The sequence below is a fragment of the Streptomyces sp. HPF1205 genome, from assembly GCF_020400825.1.
Classification (GTDB): Bacteria; Actinomycetota; Actinomycetes; order Streptomycetales; family Streptomycetaceae; genus Actinacidiphila.
Genome location: NZ_JAINVH010000018.1, coordinates 1 through 26,205 on the forward strand (window position 1 = coordinate 1; position 26,205 = coordinate 26,205).

20 protein-coding genes and 1 tRNA gene are annotated in these 26,205 nt (G+C 72.0%); 13 read left to right on the forward strand and 8 right to left on the reverse strand.

Going from position 1 to position 26,205, the window contains the following annotated elements; all coding sequences use genetic code 11:
- The coding region (locus tag K7G61_RS20895) for a nuclear transport factor 2 family protein (RefSeq protein ID WP_263984645.1) at positions 1 to 404 on the reverse strand (404 nt) is incomplete at its 3' end.
- A 1,199-nt stretch (positions 405 to 1,603) separates the two neighbouring features.
- On the reverse strand, positions 1,604 to 2,233 hold the full coding sequence (locus tag K7G61_RS20900; protein ID WP_225848447.1) for an ANTAR domain-containing response regulator: 630 nt from the start codon (positions 2,231 to 2,233) through the stop codon (positions 1,604 to 1,606).
- Positions 2,234 to 2,351: 118 nt separating this feature from the next.
- Here K7G61_RS20900 and K7G61_RS20905 point away from each other — a divergent pair.
- Together K7G61_RS20905 and K7G61_RS20910 are read left to right on the forward strand one after the other, a co-directional pair.
- Positions 2,352 to 2,426, forward strand: a tRNA-Leu gene (locus tag K7G61_RS20905).
- Positions 2,427 to 2,535: 109 nt separating this feature from the next.
- On the forward strand, positions 2,536 to 3,288 hold the full coding sequence (locus tag K7G61_RS20910; protein ID WP_225848448.1) for a transcriptional regulator: 753 nt from the start codon (positions 2,536 to 2,538) through the stop codon (positions 3,286 to 3,288).
- A 6-nt stretch (positions 3,289 to 3,294) separates the two neighbouring features.
- Here K7G61_RS20910 and K7G61_RS20915 read toward each other — a convergent pair whose 3' ends face one another.
- The gene (locus K7G61_RS20915) at positions 3,295 to 3,789 is read right to left on the reverse strand and encodes a PaaI family thioesterase (protein ID WP_225848449.1); all 495 of its coding nucleotides are present in this window, start codon (positions 3,787 to 3,789) and stop codon (positions 3,295 to 3,297) included.
- 152 nt (positions 3,790 to 3,941) lie between these two features.
- Positions 3,942 to 6,224: an FdhF/YdeP family oxidoreductase gene (locus tag K7G61_RS20920; protein WP_225848450.1), complete on the reverse strand. Its 2,283-nt coding sequence runs from the start codon at positions 6,222 to 6,224 to the stop codon at positions 3,942 to 3,944.
- 220 nt (positions 6,225 to 6,444) lie between these two features.
- On the opposite strand from K7G61_RS20920, the gene polA reads away from it, so the two are divergent.
- The gene (gene polA / locus K7G61_RS20925) at positions 6,445 to 9,105 is read left to right on the forward strand and encodes a DNA polymerase I (protein ID WP_225848451.1); all 2,661 of its coding nucleotides are present in this window, start codon (positions 6,445 to 6,447) and stop codon (positions 9,103 to 9,105) included.
- Between the two features lie 323 nt (positions 9,106 to 9,428).
- Complete coding sequence (locus K7G61_RS20930; RefSeq protein WP_263984646.1) at positions 9,429 to 10,763, forward strand: lytic transglycosylase domain-containing protein; 1,335 nt, start codon at positions 9,429 to 9,431, stop codon at positions 10,761 to 10,763.
- 61 nt (positions 10,764 to 10,824) lie between these two features.
- On the opposite strand, the gene K7G61_RS20935 is transcribed toward K7G61_RS20930, so the two are convergent.
- On the reverse strand, positions 10,825 to 11,652 hold the full coding sequence (locus K7G61_RS20935) for a class I SAM-dependent methyltransferase (protein WP_225848453.1): 828 nt from the start codon (positions 11,650 to 11,652) through the stop codon (positions 10,825 to 10,827).
- A gap of 296 nt (positions 11,653 to 11,948) precedes the next feature.
- On the opposite strand from K7G61_RS20935, the gene rpsA reads away from it, so the two are divergent.
- Together rpsA and K7G61_RS20945 are read left to right on the forward strand one after the other, a co-directional pair.
- Positions 11,949 to 13,439, forward strand: a complete 1,491-nt coding sequence (gene rpsA, locus K7G61_RS20940; protein ID WP_225848454.1) for a 30S ribosomal protein S1 — start codon at positions 11,949 to 11,951, stop codon at positions 13,437 to 13,439.
- Positions 13,440 to 13,813: 374 nt separating this feature from the next.
- Positions 13,814 to 14,749: a PAC2 family protein gene (locus K7G61_RS20945; protein WP_225848455.1), complete on the forward strand. Its 936-nt coding sequence runs from the start codon at positions 13,814 to 13,816 to the stop codon at positions 14,747 to 14,749.
- Between the two features lie 117 nt (positions 14,750 to 14,866).
- Here the strand turns inward: K7G61_RS20945 and coaE are convergent, their stop codons facing one another.
- A complete protein-coding gene (coaE, locus tag K7G61_RS20950; protein ID WP_225848456.1) occupies positions 14,867 to 15,469 on the reverse strand; it encodes a dephospho-CoA kinase in 603 nt (200 codons plus the stop codon).
- 172 nt (positions 15,470 to 15,641) lie between these two features.
- On the opposite strand from coaE, the gene K7G61_RS20955 reads away from it, so the two are divergent.
- Complete coding sequence (locus K7G61_RS20955) at positions 15,642 to 16,004, forward strand: tetratricopeptide repeat protein (RefSeq protein ID WP_225848457.1); 363 nt, start codon at positions 15,642 to 15,644, stop codon at positions 16,002 to 16,004.
- Between the two features lie 371 nt (positions 16,005 to 16,375).
- Complete coding sequence (locus K7G61_RS20960; RefSeq protein WP_225848458.1) at positions 16,376 to 17,329, forward strand: slipin family protein; 954 nt, start codon at positions 16,376 to 16,378, stop codon at positions 17,327 to 17,329.
- 171 nt (positions 17,330 to 17,500) lie between these two features.
- Here K7G61_RS20960 and K7G61_RS20965 read toward each other — a convergent pair whose 3' ends face one another.
- A complete protein-coding gene (locus K7G61_RS20965; protein WP_225848459.1) occupies positions 17,501 to 18,028 on the reverse strand; it encodes a methylated-DNA--[protein]-cysteine S-methyltransferase in 528 nt (175 codons plus the stop codon).
- Positions 18,029 to 18,160: 132 nt separating this feature from the next.
- Between K7G61_RS20965 and uvrB the strand changes: the two genes are divergently transcribed.
- From uvrB to K7G61_RS20990, 5 genes are all read left to right on the forward strand, one after another.
- Positions 18,161 to 20,257, forward strand: coding sequence for an excinuclease ABC subunit UvrB (uvrB, locus tag K7G61_RS20970; RefSeq protein WP_225848460.1), 2,097 nt, complete (start codon positions 18,161 to 18,163; stop codon positions 20,255 to 20,257).
- A 198-nt stretch (positions 20,258 to 20,455) separates the two neighbouring features.
- The gene (locus K7G61_RS20975; protein ID WP_225848461.1) at positions 20,456 to 21,034 is read left to right on the forward strand and encodes a TerD family protein; all 579 of its coding nucleotides are present in this window, start codon (positions 20,456 to 20,458) and stop codon (positions 21,032 to 21,034) included.
- A 54-nt stretch (positions 21,035 to 21,088) separates the two neighbouring features.
- Positions 21,089 to 23,125 (forward strand): TerD family protein, encoded by a 2,037-nt coding sequence (locus K7G61_RS20980; protein WP_225848462.1) that lies wholly within the window; start codon positions 21,089 to 21,091, stop codon positions 23,123 to 23,125.
- Positions 23,126 to 23,273: 148 nt separating this feature from the next.
- Positions 23,274 to 24,335 (forward strand): TerC family protein, encoded by a 1,062-nt coding sequence (locus K7G61_RS20985; protein WP_225848463.1) that lies wholly within the window; start codon positions 23,274 to 23,276, stop codon positions 24,333 to 24,335.
- Positions 24,336 to 24,474: 139 nt separating this feature from the next.
- Entirely contained in the window at positions 24,475 to 25,536 is a 1,062-nt protein-coding gene (locus K7G61_RS20990; protein ID WP_225848464.1) for a cytochrome c oxidase assembly protein, read from the forward strand.
- A 12-nt stretch (positions 25,537 to 25,548) separates the two neighbouring features.
- Here K7G61_RS20990 and K7G61_RS20995 read toward each other — a convergent pair whose 3' ends face one another.
- Complete coding sequence (locus K7G61_RS20995) at positions 25,549 to 26,202, reverse strand: MBL fold metallo-hydrolase (protein ID WP_225848465.1); 654 nt, start codon at positions 26,200 to 26,202, stop codon at positions 25,549 to 25,551.
- Between the last annotated feature and the right edge of the window lie 3 nt (positions 26,203 to 26,205).

Consider the following 26,205-nt stretch of genomic DNA (forward strand, 5'->3'; position numbering starts at 1 on the left):
GAGAAGTCGAGCCGGACCCGGGTCTGTTTCAGCTCCGCGATCCGCCACCGGCCGTCCTCCTTGACGAACCGGCCGTGGTAGTGGCCGAAGCCGTGCATGACCCGGAACGGGATGGTCTGCGAGATCTCGGCGCCCTCGGGGCGGGTGACGATGTCCTCCATCGCGAACACCCCGTGCGCACTGGTGGGCGAGTCCACGTTGATCTCGTCGGAGAACAGGTGGTGGATCAGGGTCACTCCCGGGCCGCCGCTTGCGCCCACGGTCGCCGCGATCTCCTCCCGGCCGTTCATGCGCAGCCACACCGACCCGTCGGGCTTGTGCGGTGTGAACGAGCCGTCCGCTGTGAACAGCCCCGCCAGGTCCTGCCAGCGCTGCAGATCCGCGTACCGGACGTAACGTGCCATCAGACGCCGCACATCCTCGGTGACACGCAAACGCTCTAGGGTTTCCATGACCGATCCCTCAATCTTTGGACTTGCTAGTCCATTCATCATGCGGCGCAAAGAATGGACTAGCAAGTCCACAATGCATGACGTAGGTCACACGACCGGACGCTCGACGCCCTCCGCGCCCGGTCGCCACCCGAAGCCGCCGCCGCCCCCCGGACGCCTCGTCCGCAACCGCGGCGCCGCCAGCGGTGCTGACGTCCACGACGGCTGGTGTCCACGACGGCTGGTGTCCACGAGGGGCGAGCGGATGTCCACGACGGCCAAGCGGATGCCCACGACGGCCAAGCGGCGCCGGCGCCGCGGACGACACAATCGCGCTCCTGCCAATACCCGGACCGGCCCGCGGAAGTCCTCGCCGCCCTCACGTACAACACGACGCCGCCCAGTGAAGACGCTCCCGTTCGAGCCGCCGGTCAGGCGCCGCCGACGGCGACGCCGACCGTAGCGCGCGAACCGAGCCGGGCCGTGATCCGCACGACGCCGTCGCCACAGCCCGCCGCCTGCACCCTGAGAACCGACGGGCCGGGCGCCGCAGCCACAGGACGCAGCCGCCACTGCGGTCCATGCACAGCACCATCAAAGAACGGTCGATCAGCCGGCGGAGATCGACGGCGGCCGCGCGGGCGGGCAACCAAAAGCTGCTGCCAGTGGCACCGCGGGAACGAAACCCCCCACTACCGTGCTCGACAGGCCAGGCGCCGGCACGTACGACCGACGGACGCCGACGCGGACCAGCTGCGCCGGCGGCAGCAGCCGACCGGCAGGCCCAAGCCGACAATGACTTCGTGGTCCTCGACTCCGGCACCGAGCCGCACAACCACAGCCATGCACAAGCCAGCCACAGCCATGCACAAGCCAGTCACAGGCTCAACAGCCAGACGGGCTCAGCATCCGTCCCGAACTGCAGCGGCACACTCGGCCGCCCATTCGCCGACGGAAACATCTCCACGAACACCCCCCACCGCCAACACCACATCACGACACTCGGCCAGGAACGCCAACACACTCCCCACCGGGACCAACACCCGGCACGACCCCCCACACATCCGGCCCGACCGCCACCCCGACCCGCTCCCCCATCACCACACAAACGAGTCCGGTCCCACCCCCCACGCGGCGGCAGGACCAGAACCCAATCTTCACCAGCCCACTCGCTAGCCGGCCACCTCGTCGATCACGGCCTGCGCCACCGCCTGCATCGACAAACGCCGATCCATCGACGTCTTCTGGATCCACCGAAACGCCGCCGGCTCGGACAACCCGTACTTCGTCTGCAGCACACTCTTCGCGCGATCCACCAGCTTCCGCGTCTCCAACCGCACCGCCAGATCCGCGACCTCCGCCTCCAGCGCCCGCAACTCCTGGAACCGACTCACCGCCATCTCGATCGCCGGCACCAGATCACTCTTCGTGAACGGCTTCACCAGATACGCCATCGCCCCCGCGTCCCTCGCCCGCTCCACCAGCTCGCGCTGCGAGAACGCCGTCAGCATCAACACCGGCGCCAGCTTCTCCGCCGCGATCCGCTCCGCCGCCGAGATACCGTCCAGCACCGGCATCTTCACATCCAGGATCACCAGATCCGGCCGCTGCTCACCCGCCAGCTTCACCGCGGTCTCGCCGTCCCCGGCCTCCCCGACCACGGAATACCCCTCCTCCTCCAGCATCTCCTTCAGATCCAGCCGGATCAGCGCCTCGTCCTCGGCGATCACCACACGCGTCGTGACCGGAGGCACATGCGACTGCTCATCCTGAGGGGTGGGGGACTCTTCCGGGGCGCTCACGGTGCTCCTTGCTCTTTGCTCTGCGACGGAGTGCGGTGCGGGATGCGTACACCTGAGCCTACCTAGCTCGGCTAGAGTTGGGGCACGCGGGCGGTACGCTATCCTCTGTTTCGCAGGAGCCCCGGTAGCCCAATTGGCAGCAGGCAATGGATTCAAAACCCATACAGTGTCGGTTCGAGTCCGACCCGGGGCACTTCACCTTCGATTCTTAGGTGCAACGGTCGTTTCCAAAGGTCACTGCACAGGGTGAACCTTCGGCCGACTCACCCGGCGGCGGCTCACGGGTCTGTGACCCTGGCCCCATGTACGACCTCGTCACCCGTCGTGAGGCGGTGGCTCTGCTCGCGTCAGGCCGCAGCCTCAATTCCGTAAGTCTGGCGACAGGCATATCCCGGAGCGCGCTGCGCACGTGGCGGGACGTCGGCGTCGAACCCCAGCGCCGGACCCCCATCGCCCCGCTGTGCACGAGCGGCCCTGCGTATCCCTATCTGTTGGGCCTCTACCTTGGTGACGGTTGCCTGAGCCTTCACCGGCGGGGTGTCTACGCGCTGCGCATCGCTTGTTCCGATGCCTGGCCCGGCTTGACTCGTGCCTGTGAGAGCGCCATCCGCTCCGTCCACCCCCACGGCTCGGTCAGCCGCAACCCCCAGCAGGGATGCGTCCAGGTGACGTCGTACAGCAAGCAATGGGTGACCGTCTTCCCCCAGCACGGCCCCGGCAAGAAGCACGAGCGGCCCATCGTCCTTGAACCCTGGCAGCGGGAGAGCGTGGATGCCCACCCCTGGGAGTTCATCCGGGGGCTCGTCCATTCCGACGGGTGCCGGGTGACGAACTGGACGACGCGGATGGTGGGCGGCGTCCGGAAGCGGTGCGAGTACCCGCGGTACTTCTTCACGAACGTGTCCGTCGACATCCGGCGGCTGTACTGCGACGCTCTCGACCGGGTGGGGGTCGAGTGGAAGGTGACGCGGCGCGGTGGGCGGCCGTACAACGTGTCGGTGGCCCGTAGGGAGTCGGTGGCGCTGATGGACGTGTACGTGGGGGCCAAGTACTGAGGCGGGTCAGTTCGTGCCGCTGGCGCCGTTCTGGGCCGGGGCGGGTGGGGTGGCGGGGCGGAGCATGCAGGTGAGGCGGGCGGTGCAGACGCGGCGGTCGGATTCGTCGGTGATGACGATCTCGTAGGTGGCCGAGGAGCGGCCGCGGTGGACGGGGGTGGCGGTGCCGGTGACGGTGCCGGAGCGCAGGCTGCGGTGGTGGGTGGCGTTGAGGTCGACGCCGACCGCGATCTTGCTGGGGCCGCCGTGGAGCATGGCCCCGACGGATCCGAGGGTTTCGGCGAGGACGGCGGAGGCGCCGCCGTGGAGCAGGCCGTAGGGCTGGGTGTTGCCTTCGACGGGCATGGTGCCGACCACTTTCTCGGGCGTGGCGTGGAGGATGCCGATGCCCATGCGTTCGCCCAGGTGCCCGGCGGAGAAGAGGGCGGTCAGGTCGAGGCCCAGCCCGGCGTACTGCTCCAGGATCTCCGGTGGGAAGTAGGGGGTGGTCTGCTCGCTCATGCGGTGGGCTCCGAGGGGTGTTCGGGTGCGGGTGCGGGTGCGCGTCCGGGCGGTCCGGGCGTCGGGGTGTCCTCGCGTCCGGTGTCCGTGCGCCTGGGCGGTGCGTGTGTGCTCACGGTGGTGCTGTGGGCCAACCTAACCGCCCGCCGGGGTCAGGCGTGTGCGGGGTTGGGCTGTTCCAGGCGGATGACCACGGATTTCGCGGCGGGGGTGTTGCTGGTGTCGGCGGTGTGGTCGAGGGGGATGAGGACGTTGGTCTCGGGGAAGTAGGCGGCGGCGCAGCCTCGCGGGGTGGGGTAGTGGACGACGCGGAATCCTTCGGCGCGGCGTTGGGTGCCGTCGGTCCATTCGCTGACGAGGTCGGTGTAGTCGCCGTCGGCGAGGCCGTGGGCGGCGGCGTCGTCGGGGTGGAGGAGGACGACGCGGCGGCCGCCCTTGATGCCGCGGTAGCGGTCGTCGAGGCCGTAGATGGTGGTGTTGTACTGGTCGTGGGAGCGCAGGGTCTGCAGGAGGAGGCGGCCTTCGGGGACGTGGGGGTAGGTGAGGGGGGCGGTGGTGAAGTTGGCCTTGCCGGTGGCGGTGGGGAAGGTGCGGGAGTCGCGGGGGGCGTGGGGGAGGGTGAAGCCGCCGGGGTGGCGTACGCGGGTGTTGAAGTCGGTGAAGCCGGGGACGACGCGGGCGATGCGGTCGCGGATGAGGTCGTAGTCGTTTTCGAAGTCGGCCCAGGGGATGGTGCTGTGCGGGCCGAGGACGGCGCGGGCGAGGCGGGTGACGATGGCGGGTTCGGACAGGAGGTGGGGGGAGGCGGGGGCGAGGGTGCCGCGGGAGGCGTGGACCATGCCCATGGAGTCCTCGACGGTGACGAACTGGTCGCCGGTGGCCTGGTGGTCGCGTTCGGTGCGGCCGAGGGTGGGGAGGATGAGGGCGCGGGCGCCGGTGATGACGTGGGATCTGTTGAGTTTGGTCGATACGTGGACCGTGAGGCGGGCGCGCCGCATGGCTGCTTCGGTGACGTCGGTGTCGGGGGTGGCGGCGACGAAGTTGCCGCCCATGGCGAAGAAGACCTTGGCGGTGCCGTCGCGCAGGGCGCGGATGGCGTCGACGACGTCGAGGCCGTGGTCGCGGGGTGGTTCGAAGCCGAATTCGTCGCGGAGGGCGTCGAGGAAGGCGGTGGTGGGCCGTTCGACGATGCCCATGGTGCGGTCGCCTTGGACGTTGGAGTGGCCGCGTACGGGGCAGACGCCGGCGCCGGGGCGGCCGACGTTGCCGCGCAGGAGGAGGAAGCTGACGACTTCGCGGATGGTGGGGACGGCGTGTTTGTGCTGGGTGAGGCCCATGGCCCAGCACACGACGACGCTTTTGGCGTTGAGGACGAGGGTGTGCAGGCGGTGGATCTCGGCGTGGGTGAGGCCGGTCGCGGTGAGGACGTCGTTCCAGTCGGTGGCGCGGGCGGTGGCTTCGTAGTCGGCGAAGCCGTGCGTGTGCTGTGCGATGAAGTCGTGGTCGAGGGCGTCGGCTTCGATGAGGAGGCGGCCGAGGGCGCGGAAGAGGGCTTGGTCGCCGCCGAGGCGGATGGGCAGGTGGAGGTCGGTGAGGGTGGTGCCGCGGGTGAGGCCGGTCGCGGTCTGGGGGTTTTTGAAGCGTTCGAGGCCGGCTTCGGGCAGGGGGTTGACGCTGACGATGGTGGCGCCGCGCTGTTTGGCGTGTTCGAGGGCGCTGAGCATGCGGGGGTGGTTGGTGCCGGGGTTCTGGCCGGCGACGATGATGAGGTCGGCGCGGTGGAGGTCGTCGAGCAGGACGCTGCCTTTGCCGACGCCGAGGGTTTCGGTGAGGGCGGAGCCGGAGGACTCGTGGCACATGTTGGAGCAGTCGGGCAGGTTGTTGGTGCCGAGTTCGCGGGCGAAGAGTTGGTAGAGGAAGGCGGCTTCGTTGCTGGTGCGTCCTGAGGTGTAGAAGACGGCTTGGTCGGGGTGGTCGAGGGCGGCGATCTCGGTGGCGATGATCTCGAAGGCGCGTTCCCAGGGGACGGGCTGGTAGGTGTCGGTGCCTTCGGCGAGGTACATGGGCTGGGTGATGCGGCCCTGCTGGCCGAGCCAGTAGCCGCTGCGGCGGGCGAGTTCGGTGACGGGGTGGGCGGCGAAGAAGTCGGGGGTGACGCGGCGGAGGGTGGCTTCCTCGGCGACGGCTTTGGCGCCGTTCTCGCAGAATTCGAAGGTGTGGCGGTGGTCGCCTTCGGGCCAGGCGCAGCCGGGGCAGTCGAAGCCGTTCTTCTGGTTGACCTTGAGGAGGGTGAGGGTGGCCCGTCGCGCGCCCATCTGGGCGCCCGCCGCTTTGAGGGTGTGTCCGATGGCGGACGCTCCGGCGGCGCTGTGCTGGGGGGCGGTGACCTGGGGTGCGTCCTGTACGGGGTCCGTGGCGGGGGGCTTCTTGGCCATGGATCGATCTTAGGCCGGGGCGGGCGGTTCGTCGGGGGTGCTGTCGCGGCGGTGGGCGGGTGGTGGCCGGGCGGCGTTGTCGGTGGGTCGTGGGAGGATCGGTGACGTGGCAGAGAAAGCATCGGTTTCCGCAACCGCATCGGGGTCCGCATCCGTTTCCGTGTCCGCGCCGGGGGCCGCGCGTGGTGCGGCGCAGCCGTCGGGTGACCGGCCGCGTCTGATGCTGCTGGACGGGCATTCGCTGGCGTACCGGGCGTTCTACGCGTTGCCGGTGGAGAATTTCAGCACGGTCACGGGTCAGCCGACGAACGCGATCTACGGTTTCACGTCGATGCTGTCGAACACGTTGCGTGACGAGAGGCCGACGCATCTGGCGGTGGCTTTCGACGTGTCCCGCAAGACGTGGCGGTTCGATGAGTACCCGGAGTACAAGGCGACGCGATCGAAGACGCCGGACGAGTTCCGCAGTCAGGTGGAGCTGATCGGTGAGCTGCTGGACGCGATGCGGGTGAGCCGGTTCGCGGTGGACGGGTTCGAGGCGGACGATGTGATCGCGACGCTGGCGGGGCAGGCGGAGGCGCTGGGTTACGAGGTGCTGATCGTCACGGGTGACCGGGACGCGTTCCAGCTCGTCAGTGATCATGTGACGGTGCTGTATCCGACGAAGGGTGTGTCGGAGCTGACGCGGTTCACGCCGGAGAAGGTGGTGGAGAAGTACGGGCTGACGCCGGCGCAATACCCGGATTTCGCGGCTTTGCGCGGTGACCCGTCGGACAACCTGCCGGGTATCCCGGGGGTGGGGGAGAAGACGGCGGCGAAGTGGATCACGCAGTTCGGGTCGTTCGCGGAGCTGTGTGCCCGGGCGGACGAGGTGAAGGGCAAGGCGGGGGACAATCTGCGGGCGCATTTGGACGCGGTGAAGCTGAACCGGCGGCTGACGGAGATGGTGCGGGACGTGCCGTTGCCGGCGGCGCCGCCGGATCTGGAGCGGGGGCCGTACGACCGGGAGTCGGTGTCCGGGGTGCTGGACGTGCTGGAGTTCCGTAATCCCAATTTCCGGGAGCGGCTGTTCGCGGCGGATCCGGGGGCGGCGGCGGAGCCGGAGATCGCCGAGGGTGTGGCGGTGGACGGCGCGGTGCTGGGCACGGGTGAGGTGGCGGGCTGGCTGGAGGCCCGGCCGGGGGTGGCGCTGGGGCTGGCGACGGTGGACACGTGGGAGCTGGGCAGCGGTGGTGTGACGGCGGTCGCGCTGGCCTCCGGGGAGGACGCGGCGTGGTTCGACCCGGCCGGGATGGACGAGGCGGACGAGCGGGCGTTCGCGTCGTGGCTGGCGGATCCGGCGCGGCCGAAGGTGCTGCACAACGTGAAGAACGCGGGCCGGGTGTTCGCCGAGCACGGCTGGAGCCTGGCGGGTGTGGAGATGGACACGGCGCTGGCGGCGTACCTGATCAAGCCGGGGCGCAGGTCGTTCGCGCTGGACGTGCTGTCGGTGGAGTACCTGGGCCGGGAGCTGGCGCCGGCGCGGGAGGCGAGCGGGCAGTTGGCGTTCGGCGAGGAGGACGGCGAGGCGGCCGCGGCGGAGGCGTTGATGGTGCAGGCGCGCGCGGTGCTGGATCTGGCGGAGGTGTTCGCGGCGCGGCTGCCGGAGGTGGGGGCGGAGCATCTGCTGCGTGAGGTGGAGCTGCCGGTCTCGGCGCTGCTGGCGCGGATGGAGCGGGCCGGGATCGCGGCGGACCGGGCTCATCTGGAGGGTCTGGAGAAGCAGTTCGCGGCGGCCGTGCAGCACGCGGTGGGGGAGGCGCACGCCTCGGTGGGCCACGAGTTCAATCTGGGGTCGCCGAAGCAGTTGCAGGAGGTGCTGTTCGGCGAGCTGGGTCTGCCGAGGACGAAGAAGACGAAGACGGGTTACACCACGGACGCGGACGCGCTGGCGTGGCTGGCGGCCCAGACCGATCACGAGCTGCCGGTGATCATGTTGCGTCACCGTGAGCAGGCGAGGCTGCGGGTGACGGTCGAGGGCCTGGTGAAGTCGGTGGCGCCGGACGGGCGGATCCACACCACGTTCAGCCAGATCGTGGCGGCCACGGGCCGCCTGTCGTCGACGGATCCCAACTTGCAGAACGTCCCGGTGCGTACGGACGAGGGCCGGGCGATCCGCCGGGGCTTCGTCGTGGGCGAGGGGTACGAGTGCCTGCTGACCGCGGACTACAGCCAGATCGAGTTGCGGGTGATGGCCCACGTGTCGCGGGACGAGGGCCTGATCGCGGCGTTCACCTCGGGTGAGGACCTGCACGACACGGTCGGTTCGCAGGTGTTCTCGGTGCCCCGGGAGCGGGTGGACGCGGAGATGCGCCGCAAGATCAAGGCGATGTCGTACGGCTTGGCGTACGGGTTGTCGGCGTTCGGCCTGTCCCAGCAGTTGGGCATCGAGGCCGCGGAGGCGCGGGCGCTGATGGAGACGTACTTCGAGCGGTTCGGCGGGGTGCGGGACTATCTGCACCGGGTGGTGGAGGAGGCCAGGGTCACCGGTTACACCGAGACGCTGCTGGGCCGGCGCCGTTACCTGCCCGATCTGAACAGCGACAACCGGCAGCGGCGGGAGATGGCCGAGCGGATGGCGTTGAACGCGCCGATCCAGGGGTCGGCCGCGGACATCGTGAAGATCGCGATGCTGCGGGTCGACGAGGCGCTGACCCGGGAGGGGCTGGCGTCCCGGCTGCTGCTGCAGGTGCACGACGAGATCGTGGTCGAGGTGGCGCCGGGGGAGCGGGAGACGGTGGAGGAGCTGGTGCGCCGCGAGATGGCGGGGGCGTATCCGCTGCTGGCCCCGCTGGATGTCTCGGTGGGCCACGGCAAGGACTGGGAGTCGGCCGCGCACTGAGGGGGCGTCGGGGGCGTGCCGCCGCGGGGGGCGTGCGCGCGGGGTGCGGCGGCGCGCGCGCCCGCGGGCCGGTCCGCGGGCAGGCGCGCGGCACGCGGGTGCCGTGCTGTCCGGGGCCGGCCCGCGGGTCGCGGGCGGACGGTGGGAATGTCCGCCCAAGCCCGGGTGACCTGCGGGGAAACGAAGCGCGTGACAAGTGGGATGTGCCCGGTTGCGCACTTTTTGAGCATGTCCGGCCGGTGGCCAAGGGGTCCAAGTTGCCGTAGGGTCGGTCGAGTTGTGACGCCGGACGGTGAACATCTCGTACGTGGGAGGGGTCCGCGATGGCAGCGCGGCGGTACGCCCGGAGGATACGCAGGGGTGCGGCGGGTACGGCGGTGGCCGCCGCGGCGATGGCGGCGCTGAGTGCCTCTCAGGCACCGGGATTCCTTCCCTCCGCCCACGCCCATGCCACCGCGTCGCCCGGTCACGGCGGTGAGGCGGCCCCGCCGGCGGGCGGGCCGATCGACGGCGGATCCCCGTACATCACCCAAGTGCCGCCACTGAAGAGCCCGACGGGACCGTTCGCGCCCGCCCCGGGCGGCGCTCCCGGCGGCCAGGTGACGGTGCCCGGCGGCGGCGCGAGCCTGCCGACCACCGTGCTGAACGCGTATCTGCGGGCGCAGGCGTCCGTCGGCCGCGGCGACCCCGGCTGCCATCTGCCGTGGCAACTGCTGGCCGCCATCGGCCAGGTGGAGTCCGGGCAGGCCCGCGGCGGCGCGGTCGACGCGAACGGGACCACGACCAGCCCGATCCTCGGCCCCGTCCTCGACGGCAACGGCTTCGCGAACATCACCGACACCGACCACGGCCGGTACGACGGGGACACGGTGCACGACCGGGCGGTCGGGCCGATGCAGTTCATCCCTTCCACGTGGCAGACGTGGGGCGCCGACGGCAACGGCGACGGTGTGGCGGACCCGAACAACGTGTACGACGCGGCGCTCGCCGCCGCGCACTACCTGTGCGCCGACGGCCGGGACCTGGCGGTGCCGGCCGACATGGACCGGGCGATCCTCGGCTACAACCACTCGCAGGAGTACCTGTCGCTGGTCAGGGCGTGGTACGAGCACTTCGTACGGGGCGGGGACGCGGTCGGCGTGCCCGACCGCCCGGGCGCGCCCGCGCCCGGGATCGCGCCGAGCCCGGCTCCCGCCGGTCCGCAGCCGCAGCCCACCACGGGGGGCGGCGGCTCCACCGCGTCGCCGGGTGCCCTGGGCGCACCGGGCAACGTCCACGCCCGTGGCTCGCTGGGCACGCCGCCCAAGGTCTCGCCCGGCCACTCGCCGCTTCCCACGCCGACCATCGTGGCGACGCTGCCCCCGACGACGCCCACCCCGACCCCGACGGCCACGGGGACGCCGACGCCCACTGCCACGCCGACGCCCACCCCGAGCTGCCCCACGGACAGCCCGAGCCCGAGCCCGTCGGGCGGCGCGAGCCCCTCGCCCACCCCGACTCCGACCCCGACGCCCACGGGCACGGCCACGCCGACCCCGTCGCCGACGCCCGACCCGTGCGCCACGGCCACGCCGACTCCGGACCCGTCGTCCACGACCCCCGCGCCGGAGGCGACGGGCGCCACGGCCACGGGCGCCGCGGTGTCGGCCGGCGCCTGAGCGAGGCCCGCGCCCGAGCCGGACCCGCGTCCGAGCCGGGCCCGCGCTTGAGCGCGCCCGGCTACGGGGCCTCGCAGACGAAGATCGCCGTGCCCGGCAGGAGGCGGCCGCGCAGCGGCGACCAGCCGCCCCACTCCTGGGTGTTCCAGGCGGGCCATTCCGGCTCGACGAGGTCGACCAGGACCAGTCCTGCCGCGGTGATCTCGCGGACCCGGTCGCCCAGGGTGCGGTGGTGCTCCACGTAGACGGCCGTGCCGCGGTCGTCCTGCTCGACGTACGGCGTGCGGTCGAAGTAGGAGGAGGACGCGGTCAGCCCGTCGGGGCCCGGCTCGTCGGGGAACGCCCAGCGCACGGGGTGGGTCACGGAGAAGACCCAGCGGCCGCCGGGGCGCAGGACGCGGCGCACCTCGCGCTGCACCCCGGCGGTGTCGGCGACGAAGGGCAGCGCCCCGTAGGCGGAGCAGGCCAGGTCGAAGGAGGCGTCGGCGAAGGGCAGGGCGCCCGCGTCGGCCTGCACCAGGGCCGGCGCCGCAGCGCCGGTCCCGGCGGCCTCCAGGTCGATCCTGCGGGCGTGCCGCAGCTGCCGGGCGGAAAGGTCGAGCGCGACCGGCCGGGCGCCCCGGGCGGCCAGCCACCGCGAGCACTGGGCGGCGCCCGCGCCGATCTCCAGGACCGCCCGGTCCTTCAGGCCGGACGCCGGGCCCAGCAGCCGCGCCTGCGCCTCGTCCAGGCCCTCCGGGCCCCACACGAAGCGGGCGTCGCCCAGGAAGCCGCCGTGTTCGAGCTGGTAGTCGTCGGCGTTGCGGTCCCACCAGCGCCGATTGGCCCGGCTGCTTTCCGTGGCACCGGCAATACGACGGGTAGCTTCGGGTTCTGGTCCTTGGATCATCGCGGCAGTCGTCGTACTCTCTGAAAGGACGTACGGGTGGGCGAGTCGTGCCGGTTCGTCCGATACGCGCCTGGTGCGCTCTTCGTGCATTGACCGTGCTCGGCTGCCCCCGTATGCTACAAGTTGCGCTGTGAGCCTGCGCGCCTCGGACGGAGCAGGCCACGCTCGAATCTGTTGCAGTTCCCTTGACCGATGGCTTCCGGCCCGCTGGTCCGACTCAAGGGGCGGCAGGAACGAAAAAGGCTCCGGCGTAGCAGTACCTACGACTTACTGTCCGTACCGGAGTCCTTTCCCTAATGACGAGCAGCACCGAGGCCCCTCGTACCACCCCGCAGGTGGCGGTCAACGACATCGGCAACGAGGAAGCCTTCCTCGCGGCGATCGACGAGACGATCAAGTACTTCAACGACGGCGACATCGTCGACGGCGTCATCGTGAAGGTCGACCGGGACGAGGTCCTGCTCGACATCGGTTACAAGACCGAAGGCGTCATCCCCTCCCGCGAGCTCTCGATCAAGCACGACGTCGACCCCAACGAGGTCGTCGCCGTGGGCGATGAGATCGAGGCGCTCGTCCTCCAGAAGGAGGACAAGGAAGGCCGCCTGATCCTCTCGAAGAAGCGCGCGCAGTACGAGCGCGCGTGGGGCACCATCGAGAAGATCAAGGAAGAGGACGGCATCGTCACCGGTACCGTCATCGAGGTCGTCAAGGGCGGCCTCATCCTGGACATCGGCCTGCGCGGCTTCCTGCCGGCTTCCCTGGTCGAGATGCGCCGCGTCCGCGACCTGCAGCCCTACGTGGGCAAGGAGCTCGAGGCCAAGATCATCGAGCTGGACAAGAACCGCAACAACGTGGTCCTGTCCCGCCGCGCCTGGCTGGAGCAGACCCAGAGCGAGGTCCGCCAGACCTTCCTCACCACCCTGCAGAAGGGCCAGGTGCGCTCCGGCGTCGTCTCCTCCATCGTCAACTTCGGCGCGTTCGTCGACCTCGGCGGTGTCGACGGTCTGGTGCACGTCTCGGAGCTGTCCTGGAAGCACATCGACCACCCCTCCGAGGTCGTCGAGGTCGGCCAGGAGGTCACGGTCGAGGTCCTGGACGTGGACATGGACCGCGAGCGCGTCTCCCTGTCGCTGAAGGCGACCCAGGAAGACCCGTGGCAGCAGTTCGCCCGCACCCACCAGATCGGGCAGGTCGTCCCCGGCAAGGTCACCAAGCTGGTGCCGTTCGGCGCGTTCGTCCGGGTGGACGAGGGCATCGAGGGCCTGGTGCACATCTCCGAGCTGGCCGAGCGCCACGTGGAGATCCCCGAGCAGGTCGTCCAGGTCAACGACGAGATCTTCGTCAAGGTCATCGACATCGACCTGGAGCGCCGCCGCATCTCGCTGTCCCTGAAGCAGGCCAACGAGTCCTTCGGCGCCGACCCGGCCTCCGTCGAGTTCGACCCGACGCTGTACGGCATGGCCGCCTCGTACGACGACCAGGGCAACTACATCTACCCCGAGGGCTTCGACCCCGAGACCAACGACTGGCTGCCCGGCTACGAGAAGCAGCGCGAGGAGTGGGAGCAGCAGTACGCGACCGCCCAGTCCCGCTTCGAGCAGCACCAGGCGCAGGTCATCAAGTCCCGCGAGGCCGACGAGCAGGCTGCCGCCGAAGCCGGCCAGGCCGCTCCCGCCCCCTCGGGCGGCGGCAACTACTCCTCCGAGTCCGAGGACAACTCCGGGGCGCTCGCCTCGGACGAGGCCCTCGCCGCTCTCCGCGAGAAGCTCGCGGGCGGCCAGAGCTGAGCCGACGGCCGGACTGAGCCGAGCGGTCGCGCAGGCCGCCGGCAGCAGCCAGTAGGCACCACCCGGGCCCGCCTCCTGTCACAGGAGGCGGGCCCGGCGCGTGTCCGGGAACAGGGCCGGCGCGTTTCCCGGGAGTGGGGGCGCGCGCGGGGAGCGCGTGGCGGCGCGTCCGCGCTCCTCGCCCGCCGCCCCGCCCCCTCGTTCATGTTCGTGATGTCCAGCCGATCCTGTGAACGACGCGACGAGCGCCGCGACCGTAAAGTCTTGTCGACAGCCCGTCAAAAGGCACCGGATACGCGTTCGAGTGACCCGGCGGGGAATGGCGGGCCGTTTCTGTTCGTTGAGGGTCACAGAGAGCGAGGAGGACGATCACCGTGCTGGATCCGCAGGGACTGTACGAGTACGTGCCGGGCGGGGCCGAGGCCGTCGACGAGGCGGTCGGTGACGCCGGGCCCGTGCTGCTGTACCACTTCGAGGGCTACATGGACGCGGGGGAGACCGGCGAGCAGGTCGTGCGCCAGCTGCTGGACCGGCTCGACAGCCGCCTGGTGGCGCGCTTCGACGCCGACCGCCTGGTCGACTACCGGGCCCGGCGCCCGCTGATGACGTTCGTGCGCGACCACTGGACGACGTACGAGGCCCCCGCCATCGAGCTCCACCTCGTCCGGGACACCACCGGCACCCCCTTCCTGGTGCTGAGCGGGCAGGAGCCCGACGTGGAGTGGGAGCGGTTCAGCGCCGCCGTCCTCCAGGTCGTGGAGCGCCTGGGGGTGCGCATGGCGATCAACTTCCACGGCATTCCCATGGGCGTCCCGCACACCCGCCCCGTGGGCCTGACACCGCACGGCAACCGGGTGGACCTGGTGCCCGGCCACCGCGCCTGGTTCGACGAGGCCCAGGTCCCGGCGAGCTGCGCCGCCCTCATCGAGTACCGCCTCTCGAAGGCCGGGCGTGACGTCCTGGGCGTCGCCGCCCACGTGCCCCACTACCTGGCCCGCTCCCCGTACCCCGACGCCGCTCTGGCCGTCCTGGAGACCATCACCGCCGCCACCGGCCTGGTGCTGCCCGACGTGGCCCACGCGCTGCGCAACGAGGCGCACACCGTGCGCGTCGAGATCGACCGCCAGGTCGCCGAGGGCGACGGCGAGCTGGTCTCCGTGGTGCGCGGCCTGGAGAGCCAGTACGACGCGGTGGCCGGCCTCCAGTCCCGGGAAAGCCTCGTGGCCGAGCCCGTCGACCTGCCCTCGGCCGACGACCTCGCCGCGGAGTTCGAGCGTTTCCTGGCCGACCGCGAGGACGACGGCCGGTAGCCCCGCCCGGCAGGGGCAGGGCCGCGGCCGGCGCCCTCCGGGCCGCGCGGACGGTTCCGGCGCGGCCGGGCCCGGGCGCGCTTCGGCGCGTCTTCGCCGCCGGGGTGGTACGAGGCCTCAGCCGGCCTGCGCGCGTTCGGTCAGGGTCCGCCAGACGGCCTGGACCTGCGGCTCCAGCTCGGTCAGCGGGCCGTCGTTGCGGACGACCAGGTCGGCGACGGCCAGCCGCTCCTCCCGCGTGGCCTGAGCGGCCATCCGCGACCTGGCCTCGTGCTCGGTCATGCCACGCAGCCGTACCAGGCGGTCGAGCTGCGTCGCGGGAGCCGCGTCCACCACGACCACCAGGTCGTACAGCGAGGCCAGGCCGTTCTCCGCCAGCAGCGGCACATCGTGGACCACGATCGCGTCCGGGCCCGCGGCCTGCTGCAGCTCGGCCGACCGCCGGCCCACCAGCGGATGCACGATCGCGTTGAGGGCCGCCCGCCGCTCCTCGTCGGCGAAGACGATCGCCCCGAGCGCGGGCCGGTCCAGGCTGCCGTCCCCGGCCAGGATCCCGGGACCGAACTCGGCGACCACCGCGGCCAGCCCCGGCGTGCCCGGCTCCACCACCTCGCGGGCGATCCGGTCGGCGTCGACCAGCACCGCCCCGTACGACGCGAGCAGCCGCGCCACCTCGCTCTTGCCGGCCCCGATGCCGCCGGTCAGGCCCACTGTCAGCATGGCCACAGCCTAGGAGCGCGCCGCGGGCGCCGCCCGCCGCCCCCGCCCCGCGCCGGCCCGGGCGGCCCCGGCCCGTGTCCCCGCCCCGCGGGAATGGGGTTGCCGGGCGCCGCGTTGGGTATGTCTGACCAGACGATCACTCGTCATCCCCGGCCGAAGCAAGGAGGCGGCCTTGACCGAGCGGACCCCGGAGACACACGTCATCGACTACCGCGCCGCCGAGCAGCTGCTCGCCGCGCGCGACCCGCGTGGCGCGGTCAAGCTCCTCGACCCCGTGATAGCGGCCCACCCGGAGAACACCGCGGCCCGCCTGCTGCGCGCCCGCGCCTTCTTCGCCGCCGCCCAACTGCGCCCCGCCGAGCTGGAGTTCCAGATCGTGCTGGAACGCGAGCCGGACAATGCCTTCGCGCACTTCGCCCTCGCCCGCACCCTGGAGCGGTCCAACCGCCCCGCCGAGGCCCAGCGCCACTTCCGGCTGGCCGCCGCGCTCGACCCGCGCCCGGACTACGTGGCCGCGGCCCGTTTCGACGACTGAGACGACTGACCGGCGCCCGGACGCGATCCGCCGGGAGCGCCCGCTCAGGTGGGCGGCCCCGGCCGCGTTCCGGCCCCCGGGTACGGCACAGCCCGCTGTGCTTCGGCCCGGGACCGCCGGGCCGGCGGTGGGCGGCCCCGCCGCCCGGCCCGTACCGCACCGGGCGCCCCCGGCGGTGACGCACGAGAACCCGGCCCGCACCACCCGGTCCGCGCGCCGGGTGCACCGGGCGATCGCCCTCGACCACGCGCCCACCGCCCTCACGAGGCCCGGACGGTTCGTCAAACTCCCGTCAAAACGCGCCGCGACGGGTGCGCCCGGATCCGCCGCGGCCGTATCGTTCACTCTCTTGTCGTGAAGGGGTGGGGGCAATGGAAGTCGTCGTGGTGCTGCTGATCGTCGCCGCGGTGCTCGGGCTGATAGGGCTGGCGTCCGGTGTCAAGGTCGTCAAGCAGTACGAGCGGGGCGTGATCTACCGGTTCGGCCGGGTCAACGCGCTGCCCAAGGAACCCGGAGCGCGCCTGCTGGTCCCGTTCGTCGACAAGATGACCAAGGTGAACATGCAGGTCGTCACCATGCCGGTGCCGTCCCAGGAGGGCATCACCCGGGACAACGTCTCGGTGCGGGTCGACGCCGTGCTCTACTTCCGGGTCGTCGACCCCATCCGCGCCACCGTCGACGTGCAGAACTACCAGTTCGCCATGCTCCAGGTCGCCCAGACCTCGCTGCGGTCCATCATCGGCAAGAGCGACCTGGACGATCTGCTGTCCGGGCGGGAGAAGCTGCACGAGGGGCTTGAGCTGATGCTGTCCACCCCGGCGACCGGCTGGGGCATCCACATCGACCGGGTCGAGATCAAGGACGTGGCGCTGCCGGAGTCCATGAAGCGGTCGATGGCCCGGCAGGCGGAGGCCGACCGTGAACGGCGGGCCCGGATCATCACCGCGGACGGCGAACTGCAGGCCTCGCAGAAGCTGTCCGAGGCGGCCGACACGATGGCGCAGAACCCCGCCGCCCTGCAACTGCGCATGCTGCAGACGGTCGTGGAGGTCGCCGCCGAGAAGAACTCCACCCTCGTACTGCCCTTCCCGGTGGAACTGCTGCGCTTCTTCGACCGCGCGAGCGGTGGCGCGCCCGGGCAGGTCGGCTCACCGGCCGGAACACCGGGCTCGGCCGCGCCCGCGGCCCAGGAGGTGGAACGCCCGCCGGCCGCCCCCGAGGTGCCCGCCGCCGAGGAGACCCCCGGCATCGAGGACGCCGGACGGGCCGAGCTTCCCAAGGCCGCGCCCCCGCAGATCCCCGACCCGCGCACCTCGGAGGAATGAGCCGCGGGGCGCTCCCGGCCCCCCGCATCGGCCCAGCTCCGGGCGTCGGCCCGGCCCCCGGCATTGGCCCGGCCCCGGACGCCTCGGCCCGGCCCGCGACCCCGGCCCGGAACCGGCCACGGGCACTGCCCGGGCCCGGCCGCCGCCTCGGCCGGGCCCGCGCGAGCGGGCTCAGAAGAGCGGAGCCGGGAGCACCCCCTCCAGCGCGAGCAGCTGCCGCTTGATCTCCAAGCCGCCGCCGAAGCCGCCTATCCCGCCGCCGGACTCGATCACACGGTGGCAGGGCACGACCACGGGCAGCGGGTTGGACGCCATCGCGACACCGACCGCCCGCGCCGCGCCCGGCTCGCCCACCCGGTCGGCGAGGTCCTGGTAGCCCACCACGCTCCCGTACGGGACGCCGTCCGCCAGCTCGCGCAGCACCCGCCGGTTGAAGCCGGTGACCAGCGACCAGTCGAGCGGCAGGTCGAAGGTACGCAGCTCCCCGTCGAAGTAGGCGTCGAGCTGCCGGGTCACCGGATCGAGGCGCGCGCCGTCCTCGACCGGCACGCGGCCCAGCCGCCGCCCCATCGACTCCACGGCCCGGGCCGCGGTCGCCGGATCGGCACGGAAACACACCAGGACGAGCCCCTCGTCGGTCCCGGCCACCAGCAGCGGCCCGATCGGGGTGTCCCGCACCGTCCACACAGCGTTCGTCACGTTCCCACGCTAGCGCCGGCCACCGACAACGGGCCCGGGCCCGCCCCTCGCACCCGCCCCCCGGCCCGCCCGCGCCCCCGCCGCGGCAGCGGCGCGGCGCGGTTGTCAGTGGGTGGTCGTACGGTGGGTGTCATGCGGCCCGTATCAGACATCGAACGCACCGTGGCGCCCTTCGAGGTCGTCAGCCCCTACCGGCCCAGCGGCGACCAGCCGACGGCCATCGACGACCTGGAGAAGCGCGTCCGCGCCGGTGAGCGGGACGTGGTGCTGCTCGGTGCGACGGGCACGGGCAAGTCGGCCACCACCGCGTGGATGATCGAGCGGCTCCAGCGCCCGACGCTCGTCATGGCGCCGAACAAGACACTCGCCGCCCAGCTGGCCAACGAGTTCCGCGAGCTGCTGCCGAACAACGCGGTCGAGTACTTCGTGTCGTACTACGACTACTACCAGCCGGAGGCGTACGTCCCGCAGACGGACACCTACATCGAGAAGGACTCCTCGATCAACGAGGAGGTGGAGCGGCTGCGCCACTCCGCGACCAACTCGCTGCTCACCCGGCGTGACGTGGTCGTGGTCGCCTCCGTCTCGTGCATCTACGGCCTGGGCACCCCCCAGGAGTACATCGACCGCATGGTGCGGCTCAACGTGGGCGACGTGATCGACCGCGACCAGCTCCTGCGCAAGTTCGTCGACATCCAGTACACGCGCAACGACCTGGCCTTCACCCGCGGCACCTTCCGGGTCCGCGGCGACACCGTGGAGATCTTCCCGGTGTACGAGGAGCTGGCCGTCCGCATCGAGATGTTCGGCGACGAGATCGAGGCCCTCTACACCCTCCACCCGCTCACCGGCGAGGTGATCACCGAGGACCGGCAGATCTACGTCTTCCCCGCGAGCCACTACGTGGCGGGACCCGAGCGGATGGAGCGGGCCATCACCGGCATCGAGAAGGAGCTGGAGGAGCAGCTCGCGCTGCTGGAGAAGCAGGGCAAGCTGCTGGAGGCCCAGCGGCTGCGGATGCGCACCACGTACGACATCGAGATGATGCGGCAGATCGGCACCTGCTCCGGCATCGAGAACTACTCGCGGCACATCGACGGCCGCGGCCCCGGCTCCGCCCCCGACACCCTCATCGACTACTTCCCCGAGGACTTCCTGCTGGTCATCGACGAGTCGCACGTCACCGTGCCGCAGATCGGCGCGATGTACGAGGGGGACGCGTCCCGCAAGCGCACCCTGGTCGACCACGGCTTCCGGCTGCCGTCCGCGCTGGACAACCGCCCGCTGAAGTGGGAGGAGTTCCTGGAGCGGGTCGGCCAGACCGTCTACCTGTCCGCGACCCCGGGGGCGTACGAGCTGTCGCGCGGCGACGGTGTCGTCGAGCAGATCATCCGCCCCACCGGGCTGGTCGACCCCGAGGTCGTGGTCAAACCCACCGAGGGCCAGATCGACGACCTGGTGCACGAGATCCGGCTGCGCACCGAGAAGGACGAACGCGTCCTGGTCACCACCCTCACCAAGAAGATGGCCGAGGACCTGACCGACTACCTGCTGGAACTCGGCATCCAGGTGCGGTACCTGCACAGCGACATCGACACCCTGCGCCGGGTCGAGCTGCTGCAGGAGCTGCGCGCGGGCGAGTTCGACGTCCTGGTCGGCATCAACCTGCTGCGCGAGGGCCTCGACCTGCCCGAGGTGTCGCTGGTCGCGATCCTCGACGCCGACAAGGAGGGCTTCCTGCGGTCGGGCACGTCGCTGATCCAGACCATCGGCCGCGCCGCCCGCAACGTGTCCGGCCAGGTCCACATGTACGCCGACCGGATCACCCCCGCCATGGCCAAGGCCATCGACGAGACCAACCGCCGCCGCGCCAAGCAGATCGCCTACAACACCGCCAACGGCATCGACCCGCAGCCGCTGCGCAAGAAGATCGCCGGCATCATCGACTACATCGTTCGCGAGGAGGCCGACACCGAGGAGCTGCTGGGTTCCGGCCGGCAGCGCTCCCGCGGCAAGGCCCCCGTGCCCGGCCTGTCCGGCCGGGCCGGCGAGAAGCGGGAGGCCGCGTCACTGCCGGCCGAGGAGCTCACCGCCCTGATCGGCCAGCTCACCGAGCAGATGCAAGCGGCCGCCGCCGAGCTGAAGTTCGAGGTCGCCGCCAGGATGAGGGACGAACTGCACGAGCTGAAGAAGGAGTTGCGGCAGATGCGGGAGGCCGGCATCGCCTGACCGCAATCGCCCGACCGGCATGGCCTGACCGGCATGGCCTGATCGGAATCGCGCGGGCCGCGGAAATCTCCGGCCGGCGAACCAGGGCACCGTCCGGCCGCGTCTTGTTAGTGTGCGGGGCAACCGCACGACAGTACGCGTACCGGACGGTACGCGGATATACGGCACGCAGCAGTGCACGGTGAGAGGGGACAGCGCGTGACGGTCAACATGACCAAGGGCCAGAAGATCAGCCTGAGCAAGGCCGACGGGGGCACGCTGACCGCGGTCAGGATGGGGCTGGGATGGCAGGCCGCCCCGCGCCGGGGCCTGTTCGGCAGCCGCACCCGCGAGATCGACCTCGACGCCTCCGCCGTGCTCTTCGCCGACAAGCAGCCCGTCGACGTGGTGTTCTTCCGTCACCTCACCAGCGATGACGGTTCGGTCCGGCACACCGGCGACAACCTGGTCGGCGGCGCGGGCCAGGGTGGTGACGACGAGTCGATCCTGGTCGACCTGCAGCGGGTTCCCGTGCACATCGACCAGATCGTCTTCACGGTCAACTCCTTCACCGGCCAGACCTTCGCCGAGGTGCAGAACGCGTTCTGCCGCCTGGTGGACGAGACCAACGGGCAGGAGCTCGCCCGCTACACGCTCACCGGCGGCGGCCCGTACACCGCGCAGATCATGGCCAAGGTGCAGCGCGGCGCGAGCGGCTGGTCGATGACGGCCATCGGCACGCCCGCCAACGGCCGCACCTTCCAGGACCTCATGCCGTCCATTCTGCCCGCGCTCTGAGAGCACGAGCCCGACACCACCGGACAACAGGACAACGGAACGGGGACTGCCGACATGACAGCCGAACTGGTCCGCGGGCAGAACCATCCGCTGCCCGGCGACCGGCTGGAGATCCGGGTGTCGGCAGGCACCCCCGTGGTGGCCGCGGTCACCCTCGGCGACGAGCGGGGACGGGTCACGGCCGCGGACAAGTGGCTCGCCCACCCCGGCGACCCGCACCTGCCTGGCATCGAGGTCCCGCGCCAGGCCGCCGCCGACCACCGCCTGGCCATCGACCCCGGCGCGCTGCCCGAGGGGGTGCACCGGGTGCACGTGCTGCTGGCCCTGCCGGGCGGCGTACGCCCGCAGGGGTCCGTCGACGGCGACCGGTCGTCCGGCGCGGCGCCCTCGGGCGCCACCGCCCCCGGCAGCCCGTACTCCGGCGGTACGCGGCCCGGCGCGGCGTACCCGGACGCACCCGAGACCTTCGGTGCCGCGCCGCCGCCCCGCGTCAGCGTCACCACCGTCGACGGCACCGGCATCGCCGCCTTCACCATCCCCGGCCTCGGCCCCGAGACCGCCCTGCTGGCCGTCGAGGTGTACCGGCGGCAGGGCGCGTGGAAGGTCCGCGCGGTCGGCCAGGGCTATGCGGGCGGGCTGCCCGCGCTGCTGCTCGACCAGGGCGTCCCCGGCCCGGCCGACGTCGCCGCCCAGGTCCACCGGGCGGTCGAGCAGGAGCTGTCCCGGTCGGTGACCGCGCCCCCGCCCCGGCCCGCGAGCCCCGCGCGGCCCGGGGCGGAGCCCGCCGCCGCGCCCGAGCGGCCCCGCGGCACCGGTGACGCGCCCGCGGCCAAGGGCATCGACTACCGGCACCCCAGGCGCCGTACCGCGCCCCCGCCGGACCCCGCCCCGCCCGTACCTGACGCGCAGCCCGCGGCCCCCGCCCCAACCGCCGGGGCGAGCGCCTCCGGCGGGTCGTCCGGCGAGCCGGCCACGGGACCGGGCGAGCAGCCGCGCGTGCCGGTCGCCGGGGACGCCTCGGGATGGACGATGGAGGAGCGGCTCTACAACCAGGTGTGGGGCATGTTCGAGGACCTGGCCCGCAGCGTGGCGGCGTACCGCAGCGCCGAGGACTTCGCGCAGTCGCGGTACGACCGGGAACTCGACCGGCTGCTCGCCGACCCCCGCACCCGTGGCGGCCCCGCCGCCGAGGCCGCCCGTGATCAGGCGGAGGTCAGGCAGATCGCACTGGTCGACCAGGCCAGGGCGGTGCTCGACCGCGACCTCGCCCAGCTCACCGCCGAGGCCGAGGTGGTGGAGCCCGCGCTGCCGCCCGCGTACGCCGGCTGGGAGAGCCCGGCGTGGCACGCCTACCGGGTGCCCACCGAGCCGCCGCTCGCCGTCCGCCTCGGCACCCTCTACCTGCCCGAGGCGCCCGACCTGCGCATACCGCTGCTGACCCGGCTCCCGCTGGAGCGCGGGCTGTGGGTGGACGCCGAGGAGGACCGGCGGCAGGCCATGGAGACCGCGGTGGCGCTGGCCGCCCGGCTGCTGGCCTCCCACCCGGTGGGCGCCTTCGCCGTGCACGCCCTGGACCCGGCGGGCTCCGGCGCCGCCGCGCTGGCCCCGCTGCACACCGGCGGCGCCCTGGTCCTGCCGCCGCCGGCGGCCGGCGCGGCCGGGGTCGGTGATCTGCTCACCCGGCTCACCGAGCGGGTGGACCTGATCCAGATGGCGCTGCGGTCCGGCGCCGCCGACGCCCTGCCGCCCGGCTTCGACACCGCCCAGCAGCTCCTGATCGTCAACGAGTTCCCGTACGGGTTCGACGACCGGACGGTCAACCAGCTCCGCTACCTCGCCGACGAGGGCCCCTCGGCCGGCGTGCACCTGCTGCTGGTCGCCGACCGCGAGGAGGCGGCGGCGTACGGCCCCGTCCTCGACCCCCTGTTCCGGTCGTTGCTCCGCCTGACGCCCCTGCCCGGCGACCACCTGGCCGACCCGTGGGTCGGCCACGCGTGGACGTACGAACCGGCGCTCGTTCCTCCCGGCAGCCAGGTGCTCGCGCATGTCCTGCGCGAACTGGCCGCCGCCCGCCCGGCGTACGGCCCCTGAACCCACCCGCTTGGCATCCACTTGGCATTCTCTTTACTAATAGATGGGTATTCCTGTACCGTAGTTGAGACCGGGGCGACCGGCTCCGGCAGCGACGACGCCGAACAGTTGCGCTGACAGTTGCCGTAAAGACACCTGCCGAGGAGCAATGGACGTCTCGCTCTCCGTATGGGCGCTGACCATCGCGGGGCTGTGCGCCCTCATCGCCGTCGACTTCGTCGTCGGCCGCACCCCGCACGAGGTCTCGGTCCGCGAGGCCGGGATCTGGACCGGGGTCTGGGTCGCGTTCGCCGCGCTGTTCTGCCTGGGCCTGCTGTTCTTCTCCGGCGGTCAGGCCGCCGGGCAGTTCTCCGCCGGCTACCTCACCGAGAAGTCGCTGAGCGTCGACAACCTCTTCGTCTTCGTCCTGATCATGGCGAAGTTCGCGGTGCCCGCCGTGTACCAGCAGCGGGTCCTGCTGGTCGGGGTGCTGATCGCTCTCGTGCTGCGCGCGGTGTTCATCGCCGCGGGCGCCACTGTTATCGCCAGCTTCTCCTGGGTGTTCTACATCTTCGGCGCCTTCCTGGTGTGGACCGCGTGGAAGCTGGTCAGGGAGGCGCGCGGCGGCGGCGAGCCGGAGGACGCCGAGTTCGAGGAGAACCGGCTGCTCAAGGCGATCGAACGGCGGGTGCCGACCACCACCCGCTACCACGGCACCCGGCTGCTGGTCACCGAGCGCGGCAAGCGGCTGATGACCCCGATGCTCGTGGTCATGCTCGCGATCGGCACCACCGACGTGCTCTTCGCCCTCGACTCGATCCCGGCGATCTTCGGCCTCACCCAGGACCCGTACATCGTCTTCACCGCCAACGCCTTCGCCCTGATGGGCCTGCGGCAGCTCTACTTCCTCATCGGCGGCCTGCTGAAGAAGCTGGTGCACCTGTCGTACGGCCTGTCGGTGATCCTCGGCTTCATCGGCGTCAAGCTGGTGCTGCACGCGCTGCACGAGTCGGGCGTCCACGTGCCGGAGATCTCCACCCCGGTCTCCCTCGCGGTGATCGTCGGGGTCCTCGCCGTCACCACCGCGACCAGCCTGGCCGCCTCCAGGGGCGCCGGGGACGGGAAGGGCGGGCGGCCGGCGGCCGACGCCGCCGGGTCCGATGCCGTCGAGTCCGATGCCGCCGGGTCCGATGCCGCCGAGTCCGAGCCGATGGAGGCACACCGCCGCTGAGGGGTGACCCCGGGCCCGGTGATTCCCCCCGACGCGCCGCACCCCCGCCCGCCCGACCCGCCGTACCGGGGTCTACCGTGGCCCCGGTACTGGCGGTACCGACCGTGCTGAGGGACGGTCGACGAGGAAAGGCACGGACGTGGCGAGCACCTGGGCGCTGCCCGAGCTGACCGGAGCCCGGTTCTTCGACGCCTGGCAGCTCGACGTGCCCGCGCTCGTCGTCATCGCGGCGGCGGGCGCGGCATACGCGTACGGGGTGCGGGCCAAGGCGCGGGCGGGGGAGCGGTGGCCGCTGTGGCGCACCGCCGCCTTCTTCGTCGCGGGCCTGGGCACCCTCGTGGTCGCGACCATGTCGTCGCTCGCGGTGTACGACAAGGTGCTCTTCTGGCCGGCCGCCGTCCAGAACATCCTGCTCGACCTGTTCGCGCCGCTCGGCCTCGCCCTCGGCGACCCGCTCGGCCTGATGCCGCCGCAGGGCCGCACCCGCCGGGCCTTCGCCTCCCGGCCGGTCCGCGCTCTGACGTATCCCCTGGTCAGCTCGCTGCTGGTGCTCGGCTCCGAGCTGACCATCTACTTCACGCCGTACTTCGCCACCGCGCTCGGCAACCCGGTGGTCCGCCAGCTCATGCACCTGCAGCTGCTGCTGACCGGCTGCCTGTTCGTGCTGCCCATGCTCAGCCGCCAGGAGTTGTTGCCCGCCTGGTGCAGCCACCCGGTGCGCGCCGCGCTCGTCTTCTTCGACGGCCTCTTCGACTCCGTGCCCGGCCTGGTCGTCATGACCAGCGGCACCCTGGTGGCGGGCCACTGGTACACCGCCCACCCCCGCGCCTGGGGCCCGTCGGTACGCCACGACCAGATGCTCGGCGGCGGCCTCATGCTCACCCTCGCCGAACTCGTCGCGCTCCCCTTCCTGCTGCTGGTCTTCCTGGAGTGGTGGCGCGCGGAACGCGAGAAGACCGCGGCCCTCGACGCCCGCCTGGACCGCGAGGCCCTGGCGGAGGCGGCCGCCGCCCCCGCGGCCGCCGCCCCCGCGGACGGCGGACCGACCGCGGACGGTGGCCCCGCGCCTTCCGGCCCCGCGGCTTCCGGGGACCCGGCCGGCGGCGGCCCCGTCCCGCCCCCGGCCGTCCCCGAAATGACCCGCCCCTGGTGGGAGACCGATCAGGGCGAGGTCGGCACGCGCATGCGCCGCTGGCGCTGACCGCGCGCCGGCTCACCAGCCCCGCGCACGCCACTGCCCCAGGTGCGGGCGCTCGGCGCCCAGGGTGGTGTCCTTGCCGTGGCCCGGATAGATCCAGGTCTCGTCCGGCAGCACGCCGAACACCTTCTCCTCCAGGCCGTCCATCAGGGACGTGAAGTCGGCCGGATTCGTCGTCCTCCCCGGCCCCCCGGGGAAGAGGCAGTCGCCGGTGAAGACGTGCGGGTGGCCGTGCGGGTCGTCGTAGACCAGGACGATGCCGCCCGGAGTGTGCCCGACCAGGTGCCGCGCGGTGAGGCGGACGCGCCCGAGGGTGAGGACGTCGCCGTCGTCCAGCGGGACGTCGGTGGCGACGGGGATGCCGGGCGCGTCCTCGCGGCCCGCGCAGGTGCGGGCGCCGGTGGCGGCCACCACCTCGGCCAGCGCCTGCCAGTGGTCGCCGTGCCGGTGGGTGGTGACGACCGTGCCGAGCCCGTCGGCGCCGATCACCTCCAGCAGTGTGTGCGGCTCGGCGGCCGCGTCGATCAGCAGCTGCTCGTCGGTGGCGCGGCAGCGCAGCACATACGCGTTGTTGTCCATCGGCCCGACCGCGGCCTTGGTGATGATCAGGTCCTGCAGTTCGTGCACGTCGGGCGTGCCCCCGACCACCACGTCTCCGGTGTAGGCCATGGC

Excerpts from the sequence above, each read along its gene's own strand:
- K7G61_RS20960 (WP_225848458.1), top strand. The coding sequence starts at position 16,376 with ATGGAAGTCGTCGTGGTGCTGCTGATCGTCGCCGCGGTGCTCGGGCTG.
- uvrB (WP_225848460.1), top strand. The coding sequence starts at position 18,161 with ATGCGGCCCGTATCAGACATCGAACGCACCGTGGCGCCCTTCGAGGTC.
- polA (WP_225848451.1), top strand. The coding sequence starts at position 6,445 with ATGCTGCTGGACGGGCATTCGCTGGCGTACCGGGCGTTCTACGCGTTG.
- coaE (WP_225848456.1), bottom strand. The coding sequence starts at position 15,469 with ATGCTGACAGTGGGCCTGACCGGCGGCATCGGGGCCGGCAAGAGCGAG.
- K7G61_RS20910 (WP_225848448.1), top strand. The coding sequence starts at position 2,536 with ATGTACGACCTCGTCACCCGTCGTGAGGCGGTGGCTCTGCTCGCGTCA.
- K7G61_RS20980 (WP_225848462.1), top strand. The coding sequence starts at position 21,089 with ATGACAGCCGAACTGGTCCGCGGGCAGAACCATCCGCTGCCCGGCGAC.
- K7G61_RS20930 (WP_263984646.1), top strand. The coding sequence starts at position 9,429 with ATGGCAGCGCGGCGGTACGCCCGGAGGATACGCAGGGGTGCGGCGGGT.
- K7G61_RS20995 (WP_225848465.1), bottom strand. The coding sequence starts at position 26,202 with ATGGCCTACACCGGAGACGTGGTGGTCGGGGGCACGCCCGACGTGCAC.
- K7G61_RS20935 (WP_225848453.1), bottom strand. The coding sequence starts at position 11,652 with ATGATCCAAGGACCAGAACCCGAAGCTACCCGTCGTATTGCCGGTGCC.
- rpsA (WP_225848454.1), top strand. The coding sequence starts at position 11,949 with ATGACGAGCAGCACCGAGGCCCCTCGTACCACCCCGCAGGTGGCGGTC.
- K7G61_RS20915 (WP_225848449.1), bottom strand. The coding sequence starts at position 3,789 with ATGAGCGAGCAGACCACCCCCTACTTCCCACCGGAGATCCTGGAGCAG.
- K7G61_RS20920 (WP_225848450.1), bottom strand. The coding sequence starts at position 6,224 with ATGGCCAAGAAGCCCCCCGCCACGGACCCCGTACAGGACGCACCCCAG.
- K7G61_RS20985 (WP_225848463.1), top strand. The coding sequence starts at position 23,274 with ATGGACGTCTCGCTCTCCGTATGGGCGCTGACCATCGCGGGGCTGTGC.